Annotated in this window: 25 protein-coding genes; 18 read left to right on the top strand and 7 right to left on the bottom strand. The window is 64.0% G+C overall.

Annotated elements, in window-relative coordinates; genetic code table 11:
• Positions 1 to 34: 34 nt before the first annotated feature.
• Positions 35 to 751 carry a ribonuclease PH gene (rph, locus tag NKI66_RS29000; RefSeq protein ID WP_013528632.1) on the bottom strand — a complete coding sequence of 239 codons (717 nt, stop codon included), beginning with the start codon at positions 749 to 751 and terminating at the stop codon, positions 35 to 37.
• A gap of 198 nt (positions 752 to 949) precedes the next feature.
• Between rph and hrcA the strand changes: the two genes are divergently transcribed.
• From hrcA to NKI66_RS29030, 6 genes are all read left to right on the top strand, one after another.
• On the top strand, positions 950 to 2,032 hold the full coding sequence (hrcA, locus tag NKI66_RS29005) for a heat-inducible transcriptional repressor HrcA (RefSeq protein WP_027040272.1): 1,083 nt from the start codon (positions 950 to 952) through the stop codon (positions 2,030 to 2,032).
• A 24-nt stretch (positions 2,033 to 2,056) separates the two neighbouring features.
• Positions 2,057 to 2,254 (top strand): hypothetical protein, encoded by a 198-nt coding sequence (locus NKI66_RS29010; RefSeq protein ID WP_023814156.1) that lies wholly within the window; start codon positions 2,057 to 2,059, stop codon positions 2,252 to 2,254.
• A 98-nt stretch (positions 2,255 to 2,352) separates the two neighbouring features.
• Positions 2,353 to 3,705 (top strand): PQQ-dependent sugar dehydrogenase, encoded by a 1,353-nt coding sequence (locus NKI66_RS29015; protein ID WP_352613483.1) that lies wholly within the window; start codon positions 2,353 to 2,355, stop codon positions 3,703 to 3,705.
• A 111-nt stretch (positions 3,706 to 3,816) separates the two neighbouring features.
• On the top strand, positions 3,817 to 4,434 hold the full coding sequence (locus NKI66_RS29020) for a LysE family translocator (protein ID WP_352613481.1): 618 nt from the start codon (positions 3,817 to 3,819) through the stop codon (positions 4,432 to 4,434).
• Between the two features lie 177 nt (positions 4,435 to 4,611).
• On the top strand, positions 4,612 to 5,592 hold the full coding sequence (gene cysK, locus NKI66_RS29025; RefSeq protein ID WP_352613479.1) for a cysteine synthase A: 981 nt from the start codon (positions 4,612 to 4,614) through the stop codon (positions 5,590 to 5,592).
• Between the two features lie 131 nt (positions 5,593 to 5,723).
• Entirely contained in the window at positions 5,724 to 6,350 is a 627-nt protein-coding gene (locus NKI66_RS29030) for a glutathione S-transferase family protein (protein WP_352613477.1), read from the top strand.
• Between the two features lie 3 nt (positions 6,351 to 6,353).
• On the opposite strand, the gene NKI66_RS29035 is transcribed toward NKI66_RS29030, so the two are convergent.
• Together NKI66_RS29035 and NKI66_RS29040 are read right to left on the bottom strand one after the other, a co-directional pair.
• On the bottom strand, positions 6,354 to 7,598 hold the full coding sequence (locus NKI66_RS29035) for an RNA polymerase sigma factor (protein WP_352753767.1): 1,245 nt from the start codon (positions 7,596 to 7,598) through the stop codon (positions 6,354 to 6,356).
• Positions 7,599 to 7,603: 5 nt separating this feature from the next.
• The gene (locus NKI66_RS29040; RefSeq protein WP_031213674.1) at positions 7,604 to 7,972 is read right to left on the bottom strand and encodes a YciI family protein; all 369 of its coding nucleotides are present in this window, start codon (positions 7,970 to 7,972) and stop codon (positions 7,604 to 7,606) included.
• Positions 7,973 to 8,232: 260 nt separating this feature from the next.
• Here NKI66_RS29040 and NKI66_RS29045 point away from each other — a divergent pair, with 260 nt between their 5' ends.
• The 3 genes from NKI66_RS29045 (at position 8,233) to NKI66_RS29055 (ending at position 11,917) form a co-directional block, all read left to right on the top strand.
• Positions 8,233 to 9,192, top strand: coding sequence for a TAXI family TRAP transporter solute-binding subunit (locus NKI66_RS29045; RefSeq protein ID WP_352613439.1), 960 nt, complete (start codon positions 8,233 to 8,235; stop codon positions 9,190 to 9,192).
• Positions 9,193 to 9,419: 227 nt separating this feature from the next.
• Positions 9,420 to 11,537, top strand: a complete 2,118-nt coding sequence (locus tag NKI66_RS29050) for a TRAP transporter permease (RefSeq protein ID WP_352613441.1) — start codon at positions 9,420 to 9,422, stop codon at positions 11,535 to 11,537.
• On the top strand, positions 11,534 to 11,917 hold the full coding sequence (locus tag NKI66_RS29055; protein WP_352628860.1) for a DUF1850 domain-containing protein: 384 nt from the start codon (positions 11,534 to 11,536) through the stop codon (positions 11,915 to 11,917). The genes NKI66_RS29050 and NKI66_RS29055 overlap by 4 nt, the downstream gene beginning before the upstream one ends.
• A gap of 180 nt (positions 11,918 to 12,097) precedes the next feature.
• On the opposite strand, the gene NKI66_RS29060 is transcribed toward NKI66_RS29055, so the two are convergent.
• Together NKI66_RS29060 and NKI66_RS29065 are read right to left on the bottom strand one after the other, a co-directional pair.
• A complete protein-coding gene (locus NKI66_RS29060; RefSeq protein WP_502900979.1) occupies positions 12,098 to 12,559 on the bottom strand; it encodes a thiol-disulfide oxidoreductase DCC family protein in 462 nt (153 codons plus the stop codon).
• 179 nt (positions 12,560 to 12,738) lie between these two features.
• Complete coding sequence (locus NKI66_RS29065; RefSeq protein ID WP_023813501.1) at positions 12,739 to 12,879, bottom strand: hypothetical protein; 141 nt, start codon at positions 12,877 to 12,879, stop codon at positions 12,739 to 12,741.
• 104 nt (positions 12,880 to 12,983) lie between these two features.
• On the opposite strand from NKI66_RS29065, the gene NKI66_RS29070 reads away from it, so the two are divergent.
• The 3 genes from NKI66_RS29070 (at position 12,984) to ligD (ending at position 16,652) form a co-directional block, all read left to right on the top strand.
• A complete protein-coding gene (locus tag NKI66_RS29070) occupies positions 12,984 to 13,193 on the top strand; it encodes a hypothetical protein (protein WP_155930604.1) in 210 nt (69 codons plus the stop codon).
• Positions 13,194 to 13,256: 63 nt separating this feature from the next.
• Positions 13,257 to 14,126 (top strand): non-homologous end joining protein Ku, encoded by an 870-nt coding sequence (gene ku / locus NKI66_RS29075; protein ID WP_128305295.1) that lies wholly within the window; start codon positions 13,257 to 13,259, stop codon positions 14,124 to 14,126.
• A 12-nt stretch (positions 14,127 to 14,138) separates the two neighbouring features.
• Positions 14,139 to 16,652: a DNA ligase D gene (gene ligD, locus NKI66_RS29080; protein ID WP_023813498.1), complete on the top strand. Its 2,514-nt coding sequence runs from the start codon at positions 14,139 to 14,141 to the stop codon at positions 16,650 to 16,652.
• A gap of 207 nt (positions 16,653 to 16,859) precedes the next feature.
• On the opposite strand, the gene NKI66_RS29085 is transcribed toward ligD, so the two are convergent.
• Entirely contained in the window at positions 16,860 to 17,534 is a 675-nt protein-coding gene (locus NKI66_RS29085) for an ArsR/SmtB family transcription factor (protein WP_023813497.1), read from the bottom strand.
• Between the two features lie 68 nt (positions 17,535 to 17,602).
• Between NKI66_RS29085 and NKI66_RS29090 the strand changes: the two genes are divergently transcribed.
• The 3 genes from NKI66_RS29090 to NKI66_RS29100 all read left to right on the top strand — a co-directional run bounded on the left by NKI66_RS29090 (position 17,603) and on the right by NKI66_RS29100 (position 18,553).
• A complete protein-coding gene (locus NKI66_RS29090; RefSeq protein ID WP_023813496.1) occupies positions 17,603 to 17,815 on the top strand; it encodes a DUF1127 domain-containing protein in 213 nt (70 codons plus the stop codon).
• A gap of 64 nt (positions 17,816 to 17,879) precedes the next feature.
• Complete coding sequence (locus NKI66_RS29095; RefSeq protein WP_023813495.1) at positions 17,880 to 18,212, top strand: NIPSNAP family protein; 333 nt, start codon at positions 17,880 to 17,882, stop codon at positions 18,210 to 18,212.
• Complete coding sequence (locus NKI66_RS29100) at positions 18,209 to 18,553, top strand: antibiotic biosynthesis monooxygenase family protein (protein WP_023813494.1); 345 nt, start codon at positions 18,209 to 18,211, stop codon at positions 18,551 to 18,553. Before NKI66_RS29095 ends, NKI66_RS29100 begins: the two co-directional genes overlap by 4 nt.
• A 160-nt stretch (positions 18,554 to 18,713) precedes the next feature.
• On the opposite strand, the gene mbfA is transcribed toward NKI66_RS29100, so the two are convergent.
• On the bottom strand, positions 18,714 to 19,697 hold the full coding sequence (gene mbfA / locus NKI66_RS29105) for an iron exporter MbfA (RefSeq protein ID WP_023813493.1): 984 nt from the start codon (positions 19,695 to 19,697) through the stop codon (positions 18,714 to 18,716).
• Between the two features lie 175 nt (positions 19,698 to 19,872).
• Here mbfA and NKI66_RS29110 point away from each other — a divergent pair, with 175 nt between their 5' ends.
• The 3 genes from NKI66_RS29110 to NKI66_RS29120 all read left to right on the top strand — a co-directional run bounded on the left by NKI66_RS29110 (position 19,873) and on the right by NKI66_RS29120 (position 22,180).
• Positions 19,873 to 20,196: a hypothetical protein gene (locus tag NKI66_RS29110; RefSeq protein WP_023813492.1), complete on the top strand. Its 324-nt coding sequence runs from the start codon at positions 19,873 to 19,875 to the stop codon at positions 20,194 to 20,196.
• A gap of 309 nt (positions 20,197 to 20,505) precedes the next feature.
• Complete coding sequence (locus tag NKI66_RS29115; protein ID WP_023813491.1) at positions 20,506 to 21,483, top strand: threonine/serine dehydratase family protein; 978 nt, start codon at positions 20,506 to 20,508, stop codon at positions 21,481 to 21,483.
• A 97-nt stretch (positions 21,484 to 21,580) separates the two neighbouring features.
• Positions 21,581 to 22,180, top strand: coding sequence for a DNA-3-methyladenine glycosylase (locus NKI66_RS29120; protein WP_023813490.1), 600 nt, complete (start codon positions 21,581 to 21,583; stop codon positions 22,178 to 22,180).
• The last annotated feature ends 61 nt before the right edge of the window (positions 22,181 to 22,241 follow it).

Here is a 22,241-nt window from a genome sequence, read left to right on the forward strand (position 1 = left end):
GGCAGAGGGGGGTGTTCAAGCTCGGCATTTAATCCTAAGCCACTGCCATCTGCTGCAAACTCACCAACCGCTGGATGCCTTTCTTGGCCAGGCCCATCAAGTCCGCGAACTGCTCTTCGGAGAAAGGCTCGCCCTCGGCGGTGCCTTGGATCTCGACGATGCCACCCTTGCCGGTCATGACGAAATTGGCGTCGGTGCCGGCCGCGGAATCCTCGATATAGTCGAGGTCGATAACCGGCTGACCGTCATGGATGCCGCAGGAGATCGCAGCGACATGGTCCTTCAGCACCTTGGCGACGCTGGCCATCTGGCGCGCTTCCATCCAGCGCAGGCAGTCATACAGCGCCACCCAGCCGCCGGTGATCGATGCGGTGCGGGTGCCGCCATCGGCCTGGATGACGTCGCAGTCGACGGTGATCTGCTGCTCGCCCAGCGCCTGCAAATCGACCACGGCGCGCAGGGAGCGGCCGATCAGCCGCTGGATTTCCAGCGTGCGGCCGCCCTGCTTGCCGGCCGAAGCCTCGCGGCGCATGCGCTCGCCGGTCGAGCGCGGCAGCATGCCGTATTCGGCCGTCACCCAGCCCTTGCCGGAATTGCGCATCCAGCCAGGCACTTTTTCCTCAAGGCTGGCCGTGCACAGGACATGCGTGTCGCCGAACTTCACCAGGCACGAGCCTTCGGCATGCTTGGAGACGCCGCGCTCGAAGGAGATGGCACGCATTTCGTCGAATTGGCGTTTGGAAGGGCGCATTCAGGCTGCTTTCTTGTCATTTTTCGGAATCTTGGCCGGCTTGTAACCGCATGGGACGCGTGGCGCAAAGGAAAATGGCCTGACGATCTGACGCAGACACCGGGTGATCTCACACAGACACCGGGTGATCTCACAAAGACACCGGGTTGCGCGGGTGCAGTGTAAGTCTATATCGTTGGGCCGGAGGTTTTTGGCCGTATGACCAAGGCAGTCGATCCCGCTTCGCAGTCGCCCGCGCTTCAGTCGCTCGATATGCGTTCCCGCGACATCTTCCGGCGCATTGTCGATTCCTACCTCAGGGACGGTGAACCGGTGGGCTCGCGCAGCCTGTCGCGTATCCTGCCGTCCTCGCTGTCGCCGGCGACCATCCGCAACGTGATGAGCGATCTCGAGCATCTCGGCCTGATCTACGCGCCGCACATCTCGGCCGGCCGGTTGCCGACGCAGGCCGGCCTGCGTTTCTTTGTCGATGCCTTCATGGAGCTTGGCGACCTTTCCGACGAGGAGCGCCGCGCCATCGAGGCACAGGTTCGGGCGTCCGGCTCGGGCGCGACGCTGGAGCACATGCTGACCGAGGCCAGCCAGATGCTGTCGGGCATGTCGCGCGGCGCCGGCCTGGTTCTGGCCGCCAAGAACGAGGTGGCGCTGAAGCACATCGAATTCATCCAACTCGAACCGACCAAGGCGCTGGCGGTGCTGGTGTCGCAGAATGGCGACGTCGAGAACCGCGTCGTCGAGCTGCCTGCCGGCATCACCGTCTCGCAACTGCACGAGGCCTCAAATTTCCTCAACGCCCATATACGCGGCCGAACGCTTGCCGAGGCGCGGATCGAGATCGCCCGCATCAAGGAAGAGACCAGGGCCGCGCTCGACACGCTGTCGCAGGACCTGGTCGAGAAGGGGCTGGCGGTGTGGGCCGGCGCCGACAGTGGCCTGCCGGCACGGCTCATCGTGCGCGGGCGCGCCAATCTGCTCGAAAACGTCACCGCCCAGGCCGACATCGAACTGCTGCGCCATTTGTTCGAGGACATGGAGACGCAGGACGGGCTTATCCAGTTGCTTGACCTCGCCGAAGAGGGATCGGGCGTGCGCATCTTCATCGGCTCGGAAAACAAGCTGTTTTCGCTGTCGGGCTCGTCGCTGGTTGTCGCGCCCTATCGCGACAAGGATGCCCGCGTCGTCGGCGCGCTCGGCGTCATCGGCCCGACCCGGCTGAACTACGCGCGCATCGTCCCAATGGTCGACTATACGGCGCAGCTGATTTCCCGCATGCTGCGCTGAGCTGATCCAACCGAGGAGACGATGATGGCGCTCGAAGAATTCAAGGCCCGGATCAGCCTGCTGCTGGAAGAGATGGTCAACCAGCCGGAAGACCAGCACGAGATCCAGGAGCAGTTGCGTGAAAAACTGCAGGAAATGCGCGCCATGGGATTGCCGCTGCCGGCTGACCTCGTCGAGTTGGAAAAACGCCTCGACGACGATTTTTACGCCGCCGGGACCTGAGCCGGGAAACCGGAAGCTTCCTCCACCTCATCGTGTGCCGTGGAACGATCGACGAGACCGCTCGTTCCTGTTCTCACGCCCAAACATTGGAGGACCGAATGATGCGTTTTGCCGGCCCCGCAATTTCCGCCGCACTGTTTCTCTCGACCGCTTCATTCGCCCAGCAGGCGGACGATCCGGTGCTCAAAGGCGCGGCCGCATTCGGCGACTGGCGAGCGGACAAGCCGGGCACACGCCGCCTGATCAGACCGGACGATCTGCCTAAGCCCTATGCCACCCGGTCGACCTCGAACAGCGCCGGCGTTGCGGACATGCCGGCAGACGCGAAGCTGCAACTGCCGCCGGGGTTCTCGGCCGAGCTGGTTGCATCGGGCATCGACAATCCACGCGTCGTGCGCGTCGCGCCGAATGGCGACCTGTTCGTCGCCGACAGCGAGGCCAACCAAGTCCGCATCTACCGTCTGGCCGAAGGCAGTGCGAAGCCTGCGCAGGACGGCATCTTTGCCGGCAATCTCAACCAGCCCTATGGTATTGCCTTCTATCCGCCAGGCGCTGACCCGCAATGGGTCTATGTCGCCAATAGCGACAGCATCGTGCGTTTTGCCTACCGCAATGGCGACCTGAAGGCCTCCGGCGATCCAGAAACCATCGTCGACAACATCCCGGCCAATCACCACTGGACCCGCGACATCGCTTTTTCGCCGGACGGCAAGACGCTTTATCTGTCGGTCGGCTCGGGATCGAATGTCGCCGAGGACATGGGCCAGGAGCCGAAGGGCGGACTCGACGCCTGGGCGGCGTCGCAGGCGCTCGGCGCGCCATGGGGATCCGAAGATGGCCGCGCCGATGTGCTGGCCTTCGATCCCGATGGCAAGAGCGGCCGCATCTTTGCCACCGGCCTGCGCAACTGCTCGGGCATGACCGTGCAGCCGGCGACCGGCGCGCTGTGGTGCGTCGTCAACGAACGGGATGCGCTTGGCGACAATGTGCCGCCCGAATACGCGACCGTGGTCAAGGACGGCGCCTTCTATGGCTGGCCGTGGTATTATATCGGCGACAATGAGGATCCGCGCCACAAGGGTGAGCGCCCCGATCTTGCCGGCAAAACGACCGTTCCCGATGTGCTGATGCAGGCGCATTCGGCGCCGCTCAACATCGCCTTCTACGATGGGAAGAGCTTTCCGGCCGAATACAAGGGCGATGCTTTCGTCGCTCTGCACGGGTCATGGAACCGCGGCAACCGGACCGGCTACAAGGTGGTGCGGTTGCTGTTCAAGGACGGCAAGCCAACCGGCGAATATGAGGATTTCATCACCGGCTTCGTCGTCTCGAACGGTGAGGTCTGGGGGCGGCCGGTCGGCGTGGCGGTGGCCCTGGATGGCGCGCTGATCGTCACCGAGGACGGCAACGGCACCATCTGGCGTGTCACCCATGGCGACGGTCGTTCCTGAGCGCAGTTCGCACAGGCGTGGTGCAATCGAATCCGAGTTTCAGGGAATTCACGCCCGCCGGACTTTGTGCGATAGGATGCCGTGATAGCAGCGTCGCGCAAGGCCGCAACCATGACCCTCACCGGATTCCTCGCCTACAGCGCCGCTCTCGGCATCGCCGCCGCGATTCCTGGTCCCGGCATCACCGCGCTGGTCGCCCGTGCGCTCGGCTCCGGCTTCCGCTCGTCGCTGGCGATGTCTTTTGGCCTGATGGTTGGCGACATCACCTATCTGACCGCCGTGGTGCTTGGCCTCGCCTTCGTCGCCCAGAGTTTCGGCATGGTTTTCCTCGCTATCAAATGGCTCGGCGTCGCCTATCTCGCCTTCCTCGGCTGGCGCTTCTGGAACAGCGGCATCACGCCCGAGACCGTCGAGGCCAGAAAAGGCAAGGGCGGCTTGCTGTCGAGCTTTGCCGCCGGCCTGACCCTCACGCTCGGCAATCCGAAGACGATGATCTTCTATCTCGCCATCACGCCGACCATCGTCGACCTGAAAACCATCACGCTGGCCGACTACGGCATTCTCGTCGCGCTGACGATCGTCGTGCTTCTGGTGGTGCTGGTGCCGTATCTGGCGCTGGCCGCCAAGGCGCGCTGGTTCCTGAAGTCGCCGCGCGCGCTCAAGGCGCTGAACCGTACGGCTGCCGGCTTCATGGTCGGTGCCGCTGCAGCGATTGCCGCCCGCCAATAGCGGGCTTTCGGCCAAAGCATTTCGCAAACAGGCCTTTGCGGGAAATGCTTTTCCGAGACGGCACTGTTTTAGACACAGGTCTCACTCGGATATTTTCAATCGACAGTCTATCTTGCGCGGTCGAAGGTCCTATGTTGCCCGCAAATCCACTTGCCTGAAATTCTGGGAGCGAAACCAATGAACAAGCCCACCACATCAGCCCGCGTGCCCGGCCGCGGCCGCGTCTACGATTCCATCACCGACACGATCGGCGATACGCCTCTGGTGCGGCTCGACAAGTTCGCTCGGGAAAAGGGCATCGTCGCCAATCTCATCGCCAAGCTCGAATTCTTCAATCCGATCGCCTCGGTCAAGGACCGCATCGGCGTGGCGATGATCGAGGCGCTGGAGGCGTCAGGCAAGATTTCTCCCGGCAAGACCACGCTGATCGAACCGACGTCGGGCAACACCGGCATCGCGCTTGCCTTCGCCGCTGCCGCCAAGGGCTACAAGCTGATCCTGACGATGCCCGAAACGATGTCGATCGAGCGCCGGAAAATGCTGGCGCTGCTCGGCGCGGAGCTAGTGCTGACAGAAGGCCCGAAAGGTATGAAGGGCGCCATCGCCAAGGCCGACGAACTGGCAGCGACGATCCCCAACGCGATCATCCCGCAGCAGTTCGAGAACCCGGCCAATCCGGAAATCCACCGCACGACGACGGCCGAGGAAATCTGGAACGATACGCATGGCGAGGTCGATATCTTCGTCGCCGGCATAGGCACCGGCGGCACCATCACCGGCGTCGGCCAGGTGCTGAAGAAGCGCAAGCCCTCCGTGCATGTCGTCGCCGTCGAGCCGGACTCCTCGCCGGTTCTGTCGGGCGGCCAGCCCGGCCCGCACAAGATCCAGGGCATCGGCGCCGGCTTTGCGCCCAAAATCCTCGACACGACGATCTATGACGAGATCGTCAAGGTGTCGAACGAGGATTCGGTCGCCAATGCCCGCCTCGTCGCCCGCCTCGAAGGCGTGCCGGTCGGCATCTCTTCGGGCGCCGCCCTGCAGGCGGCCATCGTCGTCGGCTCGCGGCCGGAGAACAAGGGCAAAAATCTTGTGGTGGTCATCCCGTCCTTCGCCGAGCGTTACCTGTCGACAATCCTGTTCGAGGGGCTGGGATCGTAATCCGACGCTTCTTCGTGACCAAGCTGGCCCGCTGAAAAAACGCCCGTGGCCGCCATGGGCGGCTTGAGCGCCACACCGCTTCCGGTTCATATTTCCCCCGGCCTGCTTTGCGCGGGCCGGGGGAGAATTTCATGTACAAGCTTTATACCCGTCCCGGCAGCGGCGGCTTCGTGGTGGAGGCGGCGCTGGCGCTGGCCAATGTACCATTTGAGCAGATCGACGTGCCGAAGACCGACCGGCCCGATCCCGCCTTCCTCGACATCAGTCCGTTGAACCAGGTGCCGGTGCTGACCCTGCCGGACGGAAGCTCGATGACCGAATCGGCAGCGATCTGCATTGTGCTTGCCGAGCGCCACCCCGACGCCAATTTGGCGCCGGGAGCAGAAGCGCCTGCCCGCGCGGATTTCCTGCGCTGGATGGCCTTTATGTCGTCTGTTCTCTATTCGGCAGTGCTGCGTTTCTACTACGCATACCGCTACACGGCCGATCCCGAAGGCACCAAGGCGGTCAAGCTGGCGGCCGTGGCCGAGATGGACCGCGGCTTTGCCGTTCTCGATGCCGCGCTCGAGGGCCGTGACTGGCTGGTCGGTGACCGGATGTCGCTGGCCGACATCTATCTGGTCATGCTGGTGGCCTGGCATCCCGACATCGACAGCGCGCGGACGGCATGGCCGAACATCGAACGCCTGTGGGCGCGGCTGCGCGACCATCCGCTGATGAAGACGCTCAACACCTCGCACGAGATGTGGCCGGGCTGAAGCTCAATTTCTGAGCACCGCCCGTTTTCCCTGCAGGAACCGGCGCACCGCCGGGTCTCGCTCGAGGCCGATCGCCCGGTCGTAGGCTTCGCAGGCTTGCGGTACCTGACCAAGCCTGGCCAGGAGACCGGCGCGTGCGGCCCAATAGGGCTGGTACTCGTCAAGCCGCTTGTCGTCGCCCAGCACGTAAAGGGCCGCCAATCCGGCCACTGCGCCCTCGGCCTCGGCGATCGCCACCGCGCGGTTTATCGCCACCACCGGCGATCCTGCGATCGAAAGCAGCGCGTCGTAGAGTTCCTGGATCGCCACCCAGTCGGTGCGGCCGGTGAACCTTCGTGCCGCATGCGCGGACTGCACGGCCGCCTCAAGCTGGTAACGGCCGATGACGCCCTTGGACGCGGCGTGGGAAAGCAGCGCCTCCGCCTCATCGATGAGGGCGCGGTCCCATAGAAGGCAATCCTGTTCCGCCAGCGGCACGAAGTCGCCTTCGGCACTGCGCCGTGCGGCGCGGCGGGACTCAGCAAACAGCATCAGCGACAAGAGGCCCAGTGCCTCCGGCTCCTCCGGCAACAGCGAAGCCACCAGCCGGCCGAGCCAGATGCCTTCGGTCGCCAGGTTGCGGCGCCGCGTTTCGGTGCCCGCCGGGTCGGTCCAGCCTTCGGCGAAGGCGGCGTAGATCGCTTCCAGCACCGCATCCAGCCGTTCCCCGAGTTCGGCCCGCTCCGGCACGCGGAACGGAATGCCGGTTTCACGGATGCGGGACTTGGCCCGCACCAGGCGCTGGCCCATGGTTGCGGGCGAGACCAGGAAGGCGGAGGCGATCGTCGCGGCGTCGAACCCCAGCACCGTCTGCAGGATAAGTGGCGAGCGTACGCTCGATTCGATCGCCGGATGGGCGCAAGCGAACATCAGCCGCAGCCGATCGTCGGGCAGATCTTCCTCGGTCATGCGTGCCTCCGCCTCCTGCGCAATCAGCTTGAGATGCTCGCGGCCGGCCTCGCTGGTGAGCCGCCGCCGCACCGCATCGACGCGGCGCCGCCGCGCCACCGCCAGCAGCCAGGCTTCCGGCTTTTCCGGCACGCCGGTTCGCGGCCAGCGCTCGAGGGCGGCGGCAAAGGCATCGGCCAGCGCGTCCTCGGCGGCGGCCACGTCGCGCGTGCGGGCCGCGAGCCAGGCGACCAGCTTGCCGTAGCTCTGCCGCGCGGCCCCCGCGGCGGCCCCCCGGGCGATGTCCGGGCGACTGTCCATCACCGTCATTTCTTGGGCATGTAGTCGGCCATTTCCCAGATCGGCCGCAATTCGACCGTGCCGGTGCTGGCTGCCGGACAGCGTGCCGCCCATTCGATGGCTGTATCGATGTCAGCCGCCTCGATCATGTAGAAGCCGGCAAGCTGCTCCTTGGTGTCGGCATAGGGGCCGTCGATCACGTTGGTCTTGCCGTCAGCGATCCGCACCGAGGTGGTGGCCTGGGTCGGGCGCAGCCTTTCGCCAGCCAGCCACGCACCGGATTTCTTCAACGCTTCGGTATAGGCGCCATAGGCCGCGCTCATCTGCTGGGCCTTCTCGATCGGCGTGTTCGCCAATGCGGCTTCGTCGCTATTGATCAAAATCATGTATCGCATGGTCTTCTCCCGTTTTGCGAAGGCCGCGTCCTTGCGAGGCCGGACGTATGTCGCGCGGCAGTGGCCGATTTCGACAGGCTGCTCAAAAAACTTTCGGCCCCGATGGCTTTTTGTGCAAGCCGCCATCTGTTTCCTGATCCCTCAACCGTTCGTCTAACGAGCGCAATTGCGGGTTGGCATTTGCGGCTCGCTGTCTAAACTCGCCCCGGTTCGCATCTAGGAGGCGGTGCGGTCGTCGATATTTTCAGGGAGGAGATCCGATGTTCAATTTCAAAACGAAATTCGTTGCAGCCGGCGCCGTGGCGCTCTCGCTTGGCCTGGGCACCATCTCAGCCAGGGCGCAGGAATTCATCAATGTGCTGACCGGCGGCACATCCGGCGTCTATTATCCGCTCGGCGTGGCGCTGTCGGAAATCTACGGCAAGGGCATCGAAGGCGCACGCACCCAGGTACAGGCGACAAAGGCTTCGGTCGAAAACCTCAATCTGTTGCAGCAGGGCAAGGGCGAGATTGCGTTTGCGCTGGGCGATTCCGTCAAGCTGGCCGCCGAAGGCAATGCCGAGGCCGGTTTCCCCGGCAAGCTCGATAAATTGCGCGGCATCGCCGCCATCTATCCCAATTATATCCAGATCGTCGCCAGCCAGGAGTCCGGCATCAAGACGCTGGCCGACCTCAAGGGCAAGAGCCTGTCGGTCGGCGCGCCTGCCTCCGGCACCGAGCTCAACGCCCGCGCCATCTTCGCCGCCGCCGGGCTGAAATATGAGGATCTCGGCCGGGTCGAATACCTGCCCTTCGCCGAATCGGTCGAACTGATCAAAAACCGGCAGCTCGACGCCACGCTGCAATCGGCCGGGCTCGGCGTCGCCTCGATCCGCGACCTCGCCACCTCGGTGCCGATCAATGTCGTGGCGGTGCCGGCCGAGGATGTCGCCAAAATCGGCTCGCCCTATCTTTCGGTGGTCATTCCCAAGGGCACCTATGAGGGCCAGAGCGAGGATGTCGCGACCGCCGCCGTCGGCAATTTCCTCATCACCCGCGCCGATGTCTCCGACGAAACCGCCTACCAGATGACCAAGCTTTTGTTCGAGCATCTCGACCAGCTTGCCGCGGCGCATGCCGCTGCCAAGGCGATCGACCCGGCCAAGGCGCTCGACGGCATGCCGGTGCCGCTGCACCCCGGTGCCGAGCGTTATTACAAGGAGAAGGGGCTGTTGAAGTAAGACGCGTGGCAACCTGACATGTCTTCGCCAGGCGCCCCCCTCTGCCCTGCCGGGCATCTCCCCCTCAAGGGGGGAGATTGGACGTCACCACACCCTTCGCCAATCGCTAACGTTGCAGGACGTGCGCAGACACCAACGCTGCTGATCTCCTCCCTTGAGGGGGAGATGCCCGGCAGGGCAGAGGAGGGCGCCACGCACTACACTTCGCTCCTTTTGGAGACCGTCGGATGAGCGAAGCAACGTCTGGAACAATACCCGACGGCAAATCCGCCACCTTCCATCTTCCTGTCGTCGAAGAGCAGGTTGAAGGGCTGCCGCCGGGCTTCGGCGACGGCCTTGCAGGCAAGGCCGCTTTTCTCATCGCTGTCGCCTTTTCCGTGTTCCAGATCTATGTCGCCGCCTATGGCAGCATTCCGAGCCAGGTGGTGCGGGCCATGCATGTCGGCTTCCTGCTGCTGCTCGGCTTCGGCCTGATCGCCAATCTGCGCGCCAAAAGCATGCCGGCCAAAGCCGCGTTCTGGACGCTCGGCGTGCTCGGTTTCGGCACCGGCCTCTACAATTGGGTGTTCTACACCGACCTCATCCGGCGCTCCGGCTTCCTGACCACGCCGGACCTGATCGTCGGCGCTGTGCTGGTGGTGCTGGTCTTCGAGGCGGCGCGGCGGCTGATGGGCCTGCCGCTGGCGGTCATCGCCTTCATCTTTCTCGCTTACTGCTTTTTCGGCAACCATCTGCCGCCGCCGCTCATCCATCGCGGCTATGATTTCGCCCAGCTGGTCGACACCTTCGCCTACGGCACCGAAGGCATCTACGGCACGCCGATCTATGTCTCGGCCGCCTACATCTTCATCTTCGTCGTCTTTGCCGCCTTCCTCGAACGTGCCGGCATGATCGCGCTGTTCAACGATTTCGCGCTGGGCCTTGTCGGCACATGGCGCGGCGGCCCGGCGCAGGTCTGCGTGCTGTCGTCGGCGCTGATGGGCACCATTTCCGGCTCGGGCGTCGCCAATGTGGTGGCCAGCGGCCAGTTCACCATCCCGCTGATGAAGCGCTTCGGCTTCCGCTCGGCCTTTGCCGGCGCCGTCGAGGCGACCTCCTCGATGGGCGGCCAGATCATGCCGCCGGTGATGGGCGCGGTCGCCTTCATCATGGCCGAGACGCTGAACGTGCCTTATGCCGAAGTGGTCAAGGCGGCGATCATCCCGGCGCTGCTCTATTTCGGCGCCTGCTTCTGGCAGGTGCATCTGGAAGCCGGCAAGGCCGGCCTGCACGGCATGGCCAAGGCCGAGCTGCCCAACCCGTGGGACGCGGTGCGGCAACACTGGCCGCTGGTGCTGCCGCTGGCAGCGCTGATCTATCTGCTGTTGGCCGGCTACACGCCGATCTTCGCCGGCACGATGGGCCTGGCGCTGACCATCGTGCTCATCCTCGGCACGCCGCTGGCGGCGGCGATCGGACCGCTCGCCTTCCGCATCGTCTTCTGGATCGCGCTCGGGCTTGCCGCCGCCTCGTTCATGAAGTTCGGCGTCAACCTCCTCGGCCTGGTGATCGCCGCACTGGTCGTTGCCTGCTTCACGTTCAAGGGCGGCCGCGAGACGTTGCAAATCTGCGTCGACTCGCTTGCCGAAGGCGCCAAGAACGCGCTGCCGGTCGGCATTGCCTGCGCCATCGTCGGCATCGTCATCGGCACGCTGACGCTCACCGGCATCGCCTCGACCTTCATCGGCTGGATCATCTCGATCGGCCAGGACAATCTGTTCCTGTCGCTGGTGTTGACCATGGTCACCTGCCTGGTGCTCGGCATGGGCATCCCGACCATCCCCAACTACATCATCACCTCGTCGCTGGCCGGGCCGGCGCTGCTGGAACTCGGCGTGCCGCTGCTGGTCAGCCACATGTTCGTGTTCTATTTCGGCATCATGGCCGATTTGACGCCGCCCGTGGCGCTGGCCGCGTTTGCCGCCGCACCGATGGCTAGGGAAAGCGGCCTCAAGATCGGCATCCAGGCGACCAAGCTGGCTATTGCCGGCTTCGTCGTGCCGTTCATGGCGGTCTATACGCCGGCGCTGATGCTGCAGGACGCCGGGCCAATCGCCGCCCAGTTCGGCTATCCCGCCGAGGTCGCATACATCGTCGCCAAGGCGTGCATGGGCATCGTGTTGTGGGGTGCCGCCGCCGTCGGCTTTCTCGCCCGCCGCATGGCGTTGTGGGAACGGCTCATCGCCTTCGCGGCCGGCGTGCTTCTGGTCGCTGCGGTGCCGCTCACCGACGAGGCCGGCTGGGTGCTGGCGCTGGCCTGGATCGGCTGGCACTGTTTTCGCTCACGGCAGGCCGCTAAAGCATGAGCCTGTGCATCCTGGCCGCCGGCAAGACGGTGACGCTCTCCGTTGCCGCCTTCACCCTGTCCTGGACGCATTCGGTGGAACGGACGCGGTGGGAGGAAGACTGGAAGGTCACGCCTACCGGCCTGCAGTTGGTCGAAGCCCGGATCGAGGGCTCGGGCGCCGGCATGGAGCCACCGGAAGGCGCGCTGCTGAAGGAGGGTTGGTGGAGCTATGCGCCAGAGATCGACCCACAACGACGCGTTGTGCTCGCCGCTTCCGGCGCGACCGGCGACGGCTGGACACTGTGCACGGTTCAGGGCTGCAGGGAATTGGGCATGGCTGCAGGCGGACCGATCGTGCTGGAGCCGTGCGGGCCGGATGGCACGAGCCAACCACGATAATGCGTGATCGGCCTTCAGAGCAGATGAGAAATCTCGCCGGGAACGCGGAAGCGGCTTCCTCGGCGGCTTCGAACAATGTGGGCAGCGATCACAGCCACCTTGGCAACGCAAATGGACAATGCAGCCGCCAGAAGCCGTCGGTGTTAGATGAGACGCTTCACGCGCTGCTCCCCACGTTTTCTAGCCAAGGAACCGTTCCCGCAGCTCGGGTGCGGGGATCTCGCAGCTGTCCTTCCTGCCGAACAGGGCGTAGCGGTTCTTGGCGATGCGATCGTAGAGCCAACCACGCAGCGGGCGCGGCAGCAGCAGCAGTGTTTTTGCCGCCCGCCAGGGCCAGCCGAGTTCCGCCATGACGGCGACGAAGCTGTCCAGCCGCGTGAAGGCGACGCCGTCGATCAGGACGAGATTGGTTTCGTAAGAGTCCGTGCGCAGTCCATGCCTCCGGAACAGCGTTTCACCGAAGGGCGACTGCGCCGTGGCGAAGCGGAAACGGCCTTGGCGGTCGAGCCTGACCACCATGCGCACGAAGCCGGAACAGAGCACGCAGACGCCATCGAAAACGATCAATGGACAGCGTGCGTCGAGAGTTGTTCCGGAGGGACGGTTTGACTTGGGTCGACTGGGTTGGGAATGGTCGGTCAAGCTGGCCTCGGCTGCTCGTGTCCTACGACACTAAGCCGGCCAGCGTCGGTATCAAAGCCGTGGCGATGTCGCACGGCGCCTGTCGGCGAGAGCGGGACGCTCGGCGCGATAGGTGGTGGCGCGGGTAGAGGCGGCGGGCCTGCAGATCCGGCTGTCGTGGCGATTTTCGAAAGCCATGATCAGTGCGCGCCCAGCGAGTTGCCGCGACGGGCGCAGGCCGGGCCGGGGCCGCGCATGTAATAGCGCTCGGGCCGATAAGTCGGCGCGATGAATTCGCGGATTGCGGCGGCATAGCCGATGAGGTGCGCGAGGAAGTTCATTACCCTGGTCCCTGTCCCGATTTTCGGATGTCCCTTCCGAATTGCGGTCATCATAGCGTCGAGGCGTGAATAGTCGGTGAACGTGATGTTAATATCTGGTGAAAATGCCTCGCTTCGTGGCTGGAATGCGGCTGATTCGGGGTCTTTCGGTGCAGTTGGTCGGCATTCCGGTCAATGTGACTTTTGCATCACATATGTTTCGTTTGAATGTCGCCCGTGCGCGGTTCTGTTTCAACTTTTGCCGCGCTCGCGAAATTTCCGTGCTGGCGGCCAGAACGCCACGGGTGGCCCTCGGCATCCAGATCGGCGCGTGAGCGCGGAACTGGAGCGCGGTCTGTCCGTTCTCACCTTCATCTCGTTCTGGAAGGGAAGAGCTCATGGCGCCGCGTCCGGCCTGGAAGGGCTATCTGAAGCTATCGCTGGTCACCTGTGCCGTCGAACTGACCAATGTCGTCACCCACACGGAGCGGGTCTCGTTTCGCATTCTCAACCGCAAGACCGGCAACACGGTGAAGCGGCTCTATGTCGATGCCGAAACCGGCAAGCCGCTGGAGGAGGATGAGGAGGTCAAGGGCTATGAACTCGACGATGGCGATTTCATCCATATCGAGGAGGACGAGATCGAGGCGGTACAGATCGAATCCTCGCACACGATGGCGCTGGACGGTTTCGTCGACAAAGCTTCGATCCAGCAGATCTATCTCGATACGCCCTATTATGTCGCCCCGGCCGACAAGGTGTCGGAAGAGGCGTTCGCCGTCATCCGGGATGCGATGGCGGGCAAGAAGATGGCCGGGTTGGCGCGTATCGTGCTCTACCGACGCGAACGGCCGGTGGTTATCGAGCCGCTCGGCAAAGGGATGGTGCTGACGACCTTGCGCTACGACAACACGGTGCGCCAACCGGAAACCGTGTTCGGCGACATCGAGTCCGTGAAGACCGATCAGGAGATGACCGACCTCGCCGAGTTGATCATCGACAAGAAGAAGACGAAGTTCGACCCCTCGAAATTCGACGACAAATACGAGGAGGCGCTGCTGGAGCTGATCCGCGCCAAGAAGGCCGGCCACAGGGCGCCGAAGGCCAAAGCGGCGCCCAAACCTTCCAATGTCGTCAATCTGTTCGACGCGCTGAAGAAGAGCCTGTCGGACTCCGGGTCATCGAAAAAGCCTTCGTCGGCGAAAGCCAAGCCGGCGGCCAAACGCGCCAAGCCGAAAGGCAGCGCGCCCAAACGCAAATCGGCCTGAGGAACCCAACGGATGGCCAGCCTCGAACAATATCATTCCAAGCGCGATTTCAAGAAGACCGCCGAACCGGCCGGCAAGGTTGCCCTGGCCAAGAAGGGCGAGGCCGGCGGCATCTTCGTCATCCACAAGCATGCCGCGACGCGGCTGCATTACGACCTGCGGCTTGAGCATGACGGCGTGCTGTGGAGCTGGGCGGTGACGCGCGGCCCGAGCCTCGACCCGCATGAGAAGCGGCTCGCCGTGCATGTCGAGGACCACCCGATCGACTATGCGCCGTTCGAGGGCACCATTCCCAAGGGCGAATATGGCGGCGGTTCGGTCATCGTTTGGGACGAGGGCACCTGGACCCCCGAGATCGACCCGGCCAAGGCGATGAAGAAGGGCCATATCAGCTTTGAGCTTGAGGGCCACAAGCTGCATGGGGCATGGCATCTGGTGCGGCTGAAGCCGCGTGCGGGTGAAAAACGCGACAACTGGCTGCTGATCAAGTCGGACGATGCCGCAGCGCGTCCTGGCGAGGACATCCTCAAGGAAGCGCCAGAATCGGTGAAGTCCGGCCTGACCATCGAGGAGGTCGGCGAGGGCAAGTCCGCAAAGGGTGAGAAGCCGAAAGTATGGCATTCCAACAAGCCGGCCGCCGGCAAAGCGAAACCCGGCAAACGCCTCGACTTCATCGAGCCGCAGCTGGCCACGCTGGAGCGCGATGCACCGCCGGGCAAGGACTGGCTGCATGAGGTGAAGTTCGACGGCTACCGCATGCAGGCGCAGATCGCCGGCACCGATGTGCGGCTGCTGACCCGGACCGGCCTCGACTGGACAAAGAAATTCGGCAGCGAGATCGTCGCGGAGCTGGCCGGGCTGAAGTGCAGCGACGCCATCATCGATGGCGAGGTGGTCGTGCTCGCCGACAGCGGCGTCTCGTCTTTCGCGCTGCTGCAGCAGGACCTGTCGGCGAAGCGGACGCATCGGTTCGTCTATTACGTGTTCGACCTGATGCGCCTCGACGGAAGGGATTTGCGCCGCGAGCCGCTGGTCGAGCGCAAGCAGGCCTTGCAGGAGCTGCTCGGCGAACAGTCCGACAATCCCGCGGCCCGCTTCAGCGACCATTTCTCCGAACCTGGCAAGATCATGCTGGAGCATGCCTGCCGCATGGGCCTGGAAGGCGTCGTCTCAAAGCGTGCCGATGCCCCCTATCGCAGCGGCCGAGGCCCGACCTGGGTGAAGTCGAAATGCACGGCGCGGCAGGAATTCGTCATCGGCGGCTATCTGCCGTCGGACAAGACCGGGCGCGGATTGCGCTCGATCCTCGTCGGCTTCCATGAGGGCGGCAAGCTGCATTATGCCGGCCGCGTCGGCACCGGTTTTTCGGGCAAGGGCGCCAATGAGCTGAAGGCAAAACTCGATGCATTGACGGCAAAAACATCGCCCTTCTCCGCCGCCGTGCCGAAGGGAAAGGGCCTGGTCTGGGTCAAGCCCGAGCTTGTCGGCGAAGTGGAGTTTCGCAGCTGGACCTCGGACCGTATAATACGCCACGCCTCGTTCCAGGGATTGCGCGAGGACAAGGCGGCGGAGGAAGTCGTGCAGGAAAAGCCCAAAGCGTCGACAGGCAAGCCATCGACAGGCGAGAGCACGGCCAAGCCGGCACCGGGTGGCAAAGCCGCTAGATCGATGACGACCACGGTAAAACTCTCGCATCCCGACAAGCTGCTGTGGCCGGACGAAAACATCTCCAAGCGGGGCCTGCTGGACCATTACGCGCAGGTTTGGCCGCGCATGGAACAGTTTGTCGTCAACCGGCCGCTCAGCTTGGTGCGGGCGCCGGACGGTGTCGGTGGCCAACGTTTCTTCCAGAAACATGCCTCGGCCGGCATGAGCGACAAGATCGCCCGCATGAAGGACCCTAGTGACGGCGAGGAGATCCTGTACATCCGGGATTTCGATGGTGTTGCCGCACTGGTCCAGTATGGCGTGGTCGAGATCCACATTTGGGGGTGCACGATCGATGAGATCGAAAAGCCCGACCAGATCATCTTCGATCTCGATCCCGATGAAGGTGTCGACGTGAAGGCGGTCCGCGAGGCGGCACTCGATATCAGGGGCAAGCTCGACGAGCTGTCGCTGCCGAACTTCGTCAAGACGTCGGGCGGCAAGGGCTTTCACGTCATGGTGCCGCTGAGACCAGCGGCGGATTGGGAGGAGGTCAAAACCTTCGCCCATGATTTCGCCAGGGCGCTGGAGCAGGGTGCCCCCGACCGCTACACGGCGACGCTGTCGAAAAAAGCGCGCACCGGAAAGATCTTCGTCGACTATCTGCGCAACGGCAGGGGCTCGACGACGGTCGCGCCCTATTCGTCGCGCGCCAAGAAGGGCGCCACCGTGTCGATGCCGGTGACCTGGCCAGAGATCGAGGCCGGCTTGGCGCCGAACGCTTTCCCGATCGGCGACAAGACGACGCTGAAGCAATTGGCGAAAGCCGATCCGTGGAAGGAGTTTTTCAAGCAGGGGAAGGTGTTGAAGCGGGGGTAGAGTTCGCCGCAATTTGCCAACGCAGCGATCCTTCGCGTACCCCCCTCTGGCCTGCCGGCCATCTCCTCCTCAAGGGGGAGATTATGCGCTCCACCGCTTTCGCCAACTATCAACGCTGTAAGGTGAGCGAAACGATGAAACTGCCAATCTCCCCCAAGAGGGGGAGATGCCCGGCAGGGCAGAGGGGGGCGTTGTCCCGCCGACGTCTCACGTCAAAAACACCCTCTCAAACGCCTGCCTACCCGGCGGCGAGAAGATCACCGCGCGGCTGTCCTTCTCGCGGCGCGCCCATTTCTCGGCAAGGATCTTGTCGAGGATGGCGGCGCCCAGTGTGCCGGCGAGGTGTGAGCGCCGCACGCTCCAGTCGAGGCAAGCGCGGCACACCGGCCGTCGCGGCTTGGTGTAGACGTCGATGCCTATCGCTGCGAAATGCGATGCGGCCGAAGGACCGAGCCTGATCTCCTGTTCGTCGCGGACCAGCACGTTTTTGGCGACGAGCCGATCGAGCATCGTCACCGCCTGCTCGCCAGCGAGGTGATCGTAGCAGACGCGCGCCACGCGCATGGCGCCATCGCGCGGACCCGGGCGCACACGCTTTGGACCGACGGCTTCCGCGACACCTGTGATGGCTTCGATCATGCCCGCCACCTGCGGTCCGGCGAGGCCGTAATAGCGATGCCGGCCCTGGCTCGCCACCGTGAGCAGCCCACCTTCCATCAGTTTGCCCAGGTGCGAGCTGGCGGTCGGCAGCGAGACGCCGGCCTCGAGCGCCAGCTCGCTCGCCGTCAGCGCCGTGCCGCCCATCAGGGCATTCAGCATGTTTGCCCGTGCCGGGTCGCCGACCAGGCTGGCGATGCGGGCGATGTCTGGTCCTTCGCGCATGGTTCGTTCCTCATCGAAGCATCCTTGTCAGATAATCACTATTCTCAGGTGAGATCAAGGAGACGACGATGGCCGCACGAACCGCTTTCCCCTCGGCGCTCCCCAGCCGACAATCGTTCCCGTTCGTCACCTGGTTGCGTTCGCGGCTGCTGGCCCGCTGGTATGACCGTCATCTGCAGCGCCTCGACCTTGCCGAGATCGACGATCATCAGCTGCGCGATCTTGGCCTTACACGGCAAGACGTGCGCCGCGAATGCGCGAAATCCTTCTGGCAGCCCTAGCAGGTCGGGCGGCAGGACGTTTCGATGCGGCTCGAACTATTGACGCAATCCCGAGGAGACCACAATGACCATCACTTGCTTCATCCGCTATGAGATCGACCCGTTCGGCAAGGCGGCCTTCGAGGAGTACGCCCGCAACTGGGGCCAGGCCATTCCACGCTGCGGCGCCGATTTGATCGGTTATTACGCGCCTCATGAAGGCTCGGCGACAACGGCCTATGCCGCCTACAACATCGACAGCCTGGCGGCCTATGAGGCCTACCGCGCGCGACTTGCCGCCCATCCCGCCGGCAAGGCAAACTACGAGTTTGCCAAGCGTGAAAGATTCATCCTCAAGGAGGACCGCATGTTCCTGAAGCACGTCTCGGGCCCGCACGCGAAACTGGTGCTGCCGTGATTGCCGTCATCTTCGAGGTCGAGCCGGCGGCGGGCAGGCGCGATGCATATCTGAGCATCGCCGCCGATCTGCGGCCGCTGCTCGACGGCATCGACGGCTTTCTGTCGATCGAGCGCTTCCAGAGCCTGGCCGATCCGAACCGCGTCCTGTCGCTGTCGTTCTGGCGCGACGAGGAAGCGGTCAAGGCCTGGCGCAGCACCGAAGAACACCGGCAGGCGCAGCAGGCCGGTCGTGGCGGCATCTTTGCCGGCTACCGACTGCGCATCGCCCATGTGGTGAGGGATTATGGGCTGACGGAGAGGGACGAGGCGCCTAGGGATAGCCGGGCGGTGAATGGGTGAGTGGTAGCCGATCGCCGCGCCGTCGCCCCCTCATCCGGCCGCTTCGCGGCCACCTTCTCCCCCAGGGGAGAAGAGTTGGCGCCGGCGCTGGTAGTCTCCTCTCCCCTCGGGGAGAGGTCAGCCGAGCGAAGCGGAGGCTGGGTGAGGGGGCGCTTTGCGGTTACGCATTCCCGATCAGCACGCCGGCCGCGAACACCAGGGCGCCGCCCAGCACCACCTGGAAGGCGGCACGCAGGAAGGGCGTCTGCATGTAGCGGTTCTGGACAAAAGCGATCGCCCACAGTTCGAAGAACACCACCACTGCAGCGACACCCGTCGCCGTCCAGAAGCTCGGAATGAGATAGGGGAGCGCGTGTCCGAGACCGCCCAACGTCGTCATGATGCCGACGGTCAAACCGCGCTTGATCGGCGAGCCGCGGCCCGACAGCTTGCCGTCGTCGGAAGCGACCTCGGTGAAGCCCATCGAAATGCCGGCGCCGATCGAGGCGGCAAGCCCAACCAACAGCGTCTGCCAGGTGTCATGCGTGGCGAAGGCGGCGGCAAAGATCGGCGCCAGAGTGGACACCGATCCGTCCATCAGCCCGGCCAGCCCTGGTTGCACATAGGTGAGGATGAACTGGCGCTGCTCGGCGGCGGTCTCTTCATCCTTCACTTCGCCCGGCACATGTTTCTGCTCCAGACGCTGCGCCAGGGTCTCATGGCCCAGTTCGGCCACCGCCAGATCGTCGAGCAGTTTTCGCGTCGAGGCATCCGCCGTGCGCTTGGCCGCCTCGACATAGAAAAGGTAGGCTTGCCGCTCCATCGCCTCGGCCTGGCTGCGGACGTGCTCGATGCCGAGCGGCCGGACCAGCCAGTCGGGCTTGCGCTCGTAATAGCCCTTCACATGTTCGCGCCGGATCAGCGGTATGCGCTCGCCGAACCGTTTGCGGAACAGCTCGATCAGCGCATCGCGATGGCCATCCTCTTCCTCGGCCATCTCCTCGAACACTTTTGCCGATTGCGGGAAGTTTTCCGTCAGGCCGTCGGCATAGGCGCGGTAGATGCGTCCGTCATCCTCCTCGGAGGAAATGGCCAGCGCCAGGATCTCCTGTTCGGAGAGCGATTCGAAGGGGCGGCGGCCGAAGCCGAAAACACGGGAAAGCATGAGGAATTCACCCTAGTTTAGAATAGTTCTAAACTAGGGTTTTGAACGCCTTCGGTCAATTGCGCGCTGGGTCGCGGTCAAGAATTGTTGAAGCCCCGCGCCCGCGGTGACCCTTCATTATCAGTGAATGTTCACCTATATTGCTGGACTCAAGCCAAGAACAAGGAACCGGCAGATGACGGCAAAACAGCCTCCGCACCCCTATGATCCCAAGCCCGTTCTCGATCTCATCGCCAGCATCGAGGCCGACCTGCAACGCCTGAAGGGGCTGGTCGAGCAGCAGGTCGAGAAATTCGATCCCGCCAACCCGCACAACAAGGCGCCGGACGGCAAACTGACCGAGGAGGGCGTCGAGTGCTGCTACCGCATGTTCGACGAGGGCAAGTCGCGCTATTCGGTCGCCCAGCAGATGAAGATCTCGTTTGCCGCCGCCAGCCACCGGTTCAACAACTGGCGCAAGCTGGGTGGGGGCAAGAGGCAGAGGACTTTGCTCGGATAAGTAGGGAGTTAACTGCCCATCTCGGCGCCGCCCCTCATTGCCCTGCCGGGCATTTCTCCCCGTAGAACGGGGAGAAAGACGCCGGCCGCAACCTCGGCACTCTTCCTGCAACGCTAGTGATTGGCGAAACCGTTGATGAAGGCCCCTCTCCCCGTCACTATACGGGGAGAGGATGCCGGCAGGCAGGTGAGGGGCGGCGCAAGCGCCGTTCATGACCCGCCAAACTTTGTAACGGTCACATTTTTTCATTGGTGCGCCGCCTCCCTTTGCGGGCATCATGAAGGGCAACATGTTTCCGCAGGACCCGCCATGACCACCCCTCCCGGCATCGCCGACATCCACGCCGCCGCCGCGCGTCTCTCCGGCCTGATCGTCGAAACCCCGTTGCTCGAATCGCAGGAGCTGAACAAGCGCTTCGGCGGCCGCATCCTGTTCAAGCCGGAGACGCTGCAGCGTACCGGCTCGTTCAAATTCCGCGGCGCCTACAACAAGCTGTCGTCGCTCGGCGAGGCGGAACGCAGCCAAGGTGTCGTCGCTTTCTCGTCGGGCAATCATGCGCAAGGCGTCGCCGCTTCGGCCGCGATGTTCGGCGTCAGGGCGGTGATCGCCATGCCTTCGGACGCGCCGGCGATGAAGATCGCCAACGTGCGCAAGATGGGCGCGGAGGTGGTCCCGTTCGACCGCTTTCGCGACGACCGCATGACCGTGATCCGTCCTTACATGGAGAGAGGCATGGTGCTGGTGCCGCCTTTCGACGATCCGGCCATCATTGCCGGCCAGGGCACGATCGGCCTCGAATTGATGCGCCAGGCAAAAACACTTGGCGTCGACCTCGACGCGGTGGTCGTTCCCTGCGGCGGCGGCGGCCTGACCAGCGGCATTTCGATTGCGGTCAAAGACGCCTCGCCTGACACCGCGGTCTGGGCTGTGGAGCCCGAGCATTTCGACGACACCCGCCGGTCGCTGGCCGCCGGTGCCAGGGTTTCGAACGAGCCCGGCTACGCCTCGATCTGCGACGCGCTGCTAACCGCCGAGCCTGGCGTGATCACCTTCGAGATCAACCGCAGGAACCTCACCGGTGGCATCGCCGTCTCGGACCAGGCGGCGGCTCAGGCGATGCGCGACGCCATGGCTTATCTCAAGCTGGTGGTCGAGCCCGGCGGCTGCGTGGCGCTGGCAGCACTGTCATCGGGCGAGATCGAACTGTCGGGCAAATGCGTTGCCGTGGTGCTGTCCGGCGGCAATGTCGATTTCGGCACTTATGCCGGGATCATGGCGGCTGCTTGAGACGGCGATGTCTAAGGGGATCTGATATGGAGTATCTGGCGACAGGCTCCGCCTTGGATCACTCCTCGCCCGCCGCCAAATCGTCGCCGCGCTGAGCATGATCATCTACCGCCCGCTCACGCGTTCCGAGCTGCCCGACGATACGGCATCCCTTGCCCGCACCCTCATCGGCAAGATCGTGGTGCGCGAACTGCCCGAAGGCATCGCCAGCGGCCGCATCGTCGAGACCGAGGCCTATGTGACCGGTGACGCCGCCGGACACGGTTACCGGGGGATGACCCCGCGCAACCGTTCGCTGTTTCTCGACGCTGGGCATGCCTATGTCTATCTCTCCTACGGCATCTCCTACATGCTCAATGTCTCGAGCGAGATGCCAGGGGTCGGAACCGGCGTGCTGATCAGGGCGCTCGAGCCGCTCGAGGGCATTGCGATCATGCGGGTCAATCGCGGCACCGAGCGCCTGCGCGACCTGGCGCGAGGACCGGGAAGGCTGGCCCAGGCGTTGCGGATCGATCGTTCGCTCGACGGGCTCGATCTTTGCCGCAAAGGCCAGCTATGGCTGGCACGCGATAGTGACGAGGCCGGCGAAATCGGACAGAGCGTCAGGATCGGCATTTCGAAGGATGCGGACCGCCTGCTGCGATTCTATGTCAAGGGAAGCGTGTTTGTCAGCGGCCCGAAATCGCTCAACGGTTAGTGGCAGTTACAAACCATGGAGATTGGCGGAAGCATTTCTCCCTTCGTCATCCACGGGCGGA

This window comes from Mesorhizobium sp. M0518, assembly GCF_040321125.1.
Lineage (GTDB): Bacteria > Pseudomonadota > Alphaproteobacteria > Rhizobiales > Rhizobiaceae > Mesorhizobium.

Bases quoted from the DNA above. Each gene is read 5' to 3' on its own strand.
- hrcA (WP_027040272.1), top strand. From the start codon at position 950: ATGACCAAGGCAGTCGATCCCGCTTCGCAGTCGCCCGCGCTTCAGTCG.
- ku (WP_128305295.1), top strand. From the start codon at position 13,257: ATGGCGCCGCGTCCGGCCTGGAAGGGCTATCTGAAGCTATCGCTGGTC.
- NKI66_RS29015 (WP_352613483.1), top strand. From the start codon at position 2,353: ATGATGCGTTTTGCCGGCCCCGCAATTTCCGCCGCACTGTTTCTCTCG.
- NKI66_RS29055 (WP_352628860.1), top strand. From the start codon at position 11,534: ATGAGCCTGTGCATCCTGGCCGCCGGCAAGACGGTGACGCTCTCCGTT.
- NKI66_RS29110 (WP_023813492.1), top strand. From the start codon at position 19,873: ATGACGGCAAAACAGCCTCCGCACCCCTATGATCCCAAGCCCGTTCTC.
- NKI66_RS29115 (WP_023813491.1), top strand. From the start codon at position 20,506: ATGACCACCCCTCCCGGCATCGCCGACATCCACGCCGCCGCCGCGCGT.
- NKI66_RS29010 (WP_023814156.1), top strand. From the start codon at position 2,057: ATGGCGCTCGAAGAATTCAAGGCCCGGATCAGCCTGCTGCTGGAAGAG.
- NKI66_RS29085 (WP_023813497.1), bottom strand. From the start codon at position 17,534: ATGCGCGAAGGACCAGACATCGCCCGCATCGCCAGCCTGGTCGGCGAC.
- NKI66_RS29095 (WP_023813495.1), top strand. From the start codon at position 17,880: ATGACCATCACTTGCTTCATCCGCTATGAGATCGACCCGTTCGGCAAG.
- NKI66_RS29090 (WP_023813496.1), top strand. From the start codon at position 17,603: ATGGCCGCACGAACCGCTTTCCCCTCGGCGCTCCCCAGCCGACAATCG.
- NKI66_RS29040 (WP_031213674.1), bottom strand. From the start codon at position 7,972: ATGCGATACATGATTTTGATCAATAGCGACGAAGCCGCATTGGCGAAC.
- cysK (WP_352613479.1), top strand. From the start codon at position 4,612: ATGAACAAGCCCACCACATCAGCCCGCGTGCCCGGCCGCGGCCGCGTC.
- NKI66_RS29045 (WP_352613439.1), top strand. From the start codon at position 8,233: ATGTTCAATTTCAAAACGAAATTCGTTGCAGCCGGCGCCGTGGCGCTC.
- NKI66_RS29020 (WP_352613481.1), top strand. From the start codon at position 3,817: ATGACCCTCACCGGATTCCTCGCCTACAGCGCCGCTCTCGGCATCGCC.
- NKI66_RS29065 (WP_023813501.1), bottom strand. From the start codon at position 12,879: ATGAACTTCCTCGCGCACCTCATCGGCTATGCCGCCGCAATCCGCGAA.
- NKI66_RS29035 (WP_352753767.1), bottom strand. From the start codon at position 7,598: ATGGACAGTCGCCCGGACATCGCCCGGGGGGCCGCCGCGGGGGCCGCG.
- rph (WP_013528632.1), bottom strand. From the start codon at position 751: ATGCGCCCTTCCAAACGCCAATTCGACGAAATGCGTGCCATCTCCTTC.
- NKI66_RS29070 (WP_155930604.1), top strand. From the start codon at position 12,984: ATGCCTCGCTTCGTGGCTGGAATGCGGCTGATTCGGGGTCTTTCGGTG.
- NKI66_RS29120 (WP_023813490.1), top strand. From the start codon at position 21,581: ATGATCATCTACCGCCCGCTCACGCGTTCCGAGCTGCCCGACGATACG.
- mbfA (WP_023813493.1), bottom strand. From the start codon at position 19,697: ATGCTTTCCCGTGTTTTCGGCTTCGGCCGCCGCCCCTTCGAATCGCTC.
- NKI66_RS29030 (WP_352613477.1), top strand. From the start codon at position 5,724: ATGTACAAGCTTTATACCCGTCCCGGCAGCGGCGGCTTCGTGGTGGAG.
- NKI66_RS29050 (WP_352613441.1), top strand. From the start codon at position 9,420: ATGAGCGAAGCAACGTCTGGAACAATACCCGACGGCAAATCCGCCACC.
- ligD (WP_023813498.1), top strand. From the start codon at position 14,139: ATGGCCAGCCTCGAACAATATCATTCCAAGCGCGATTTCAAGAAGACC.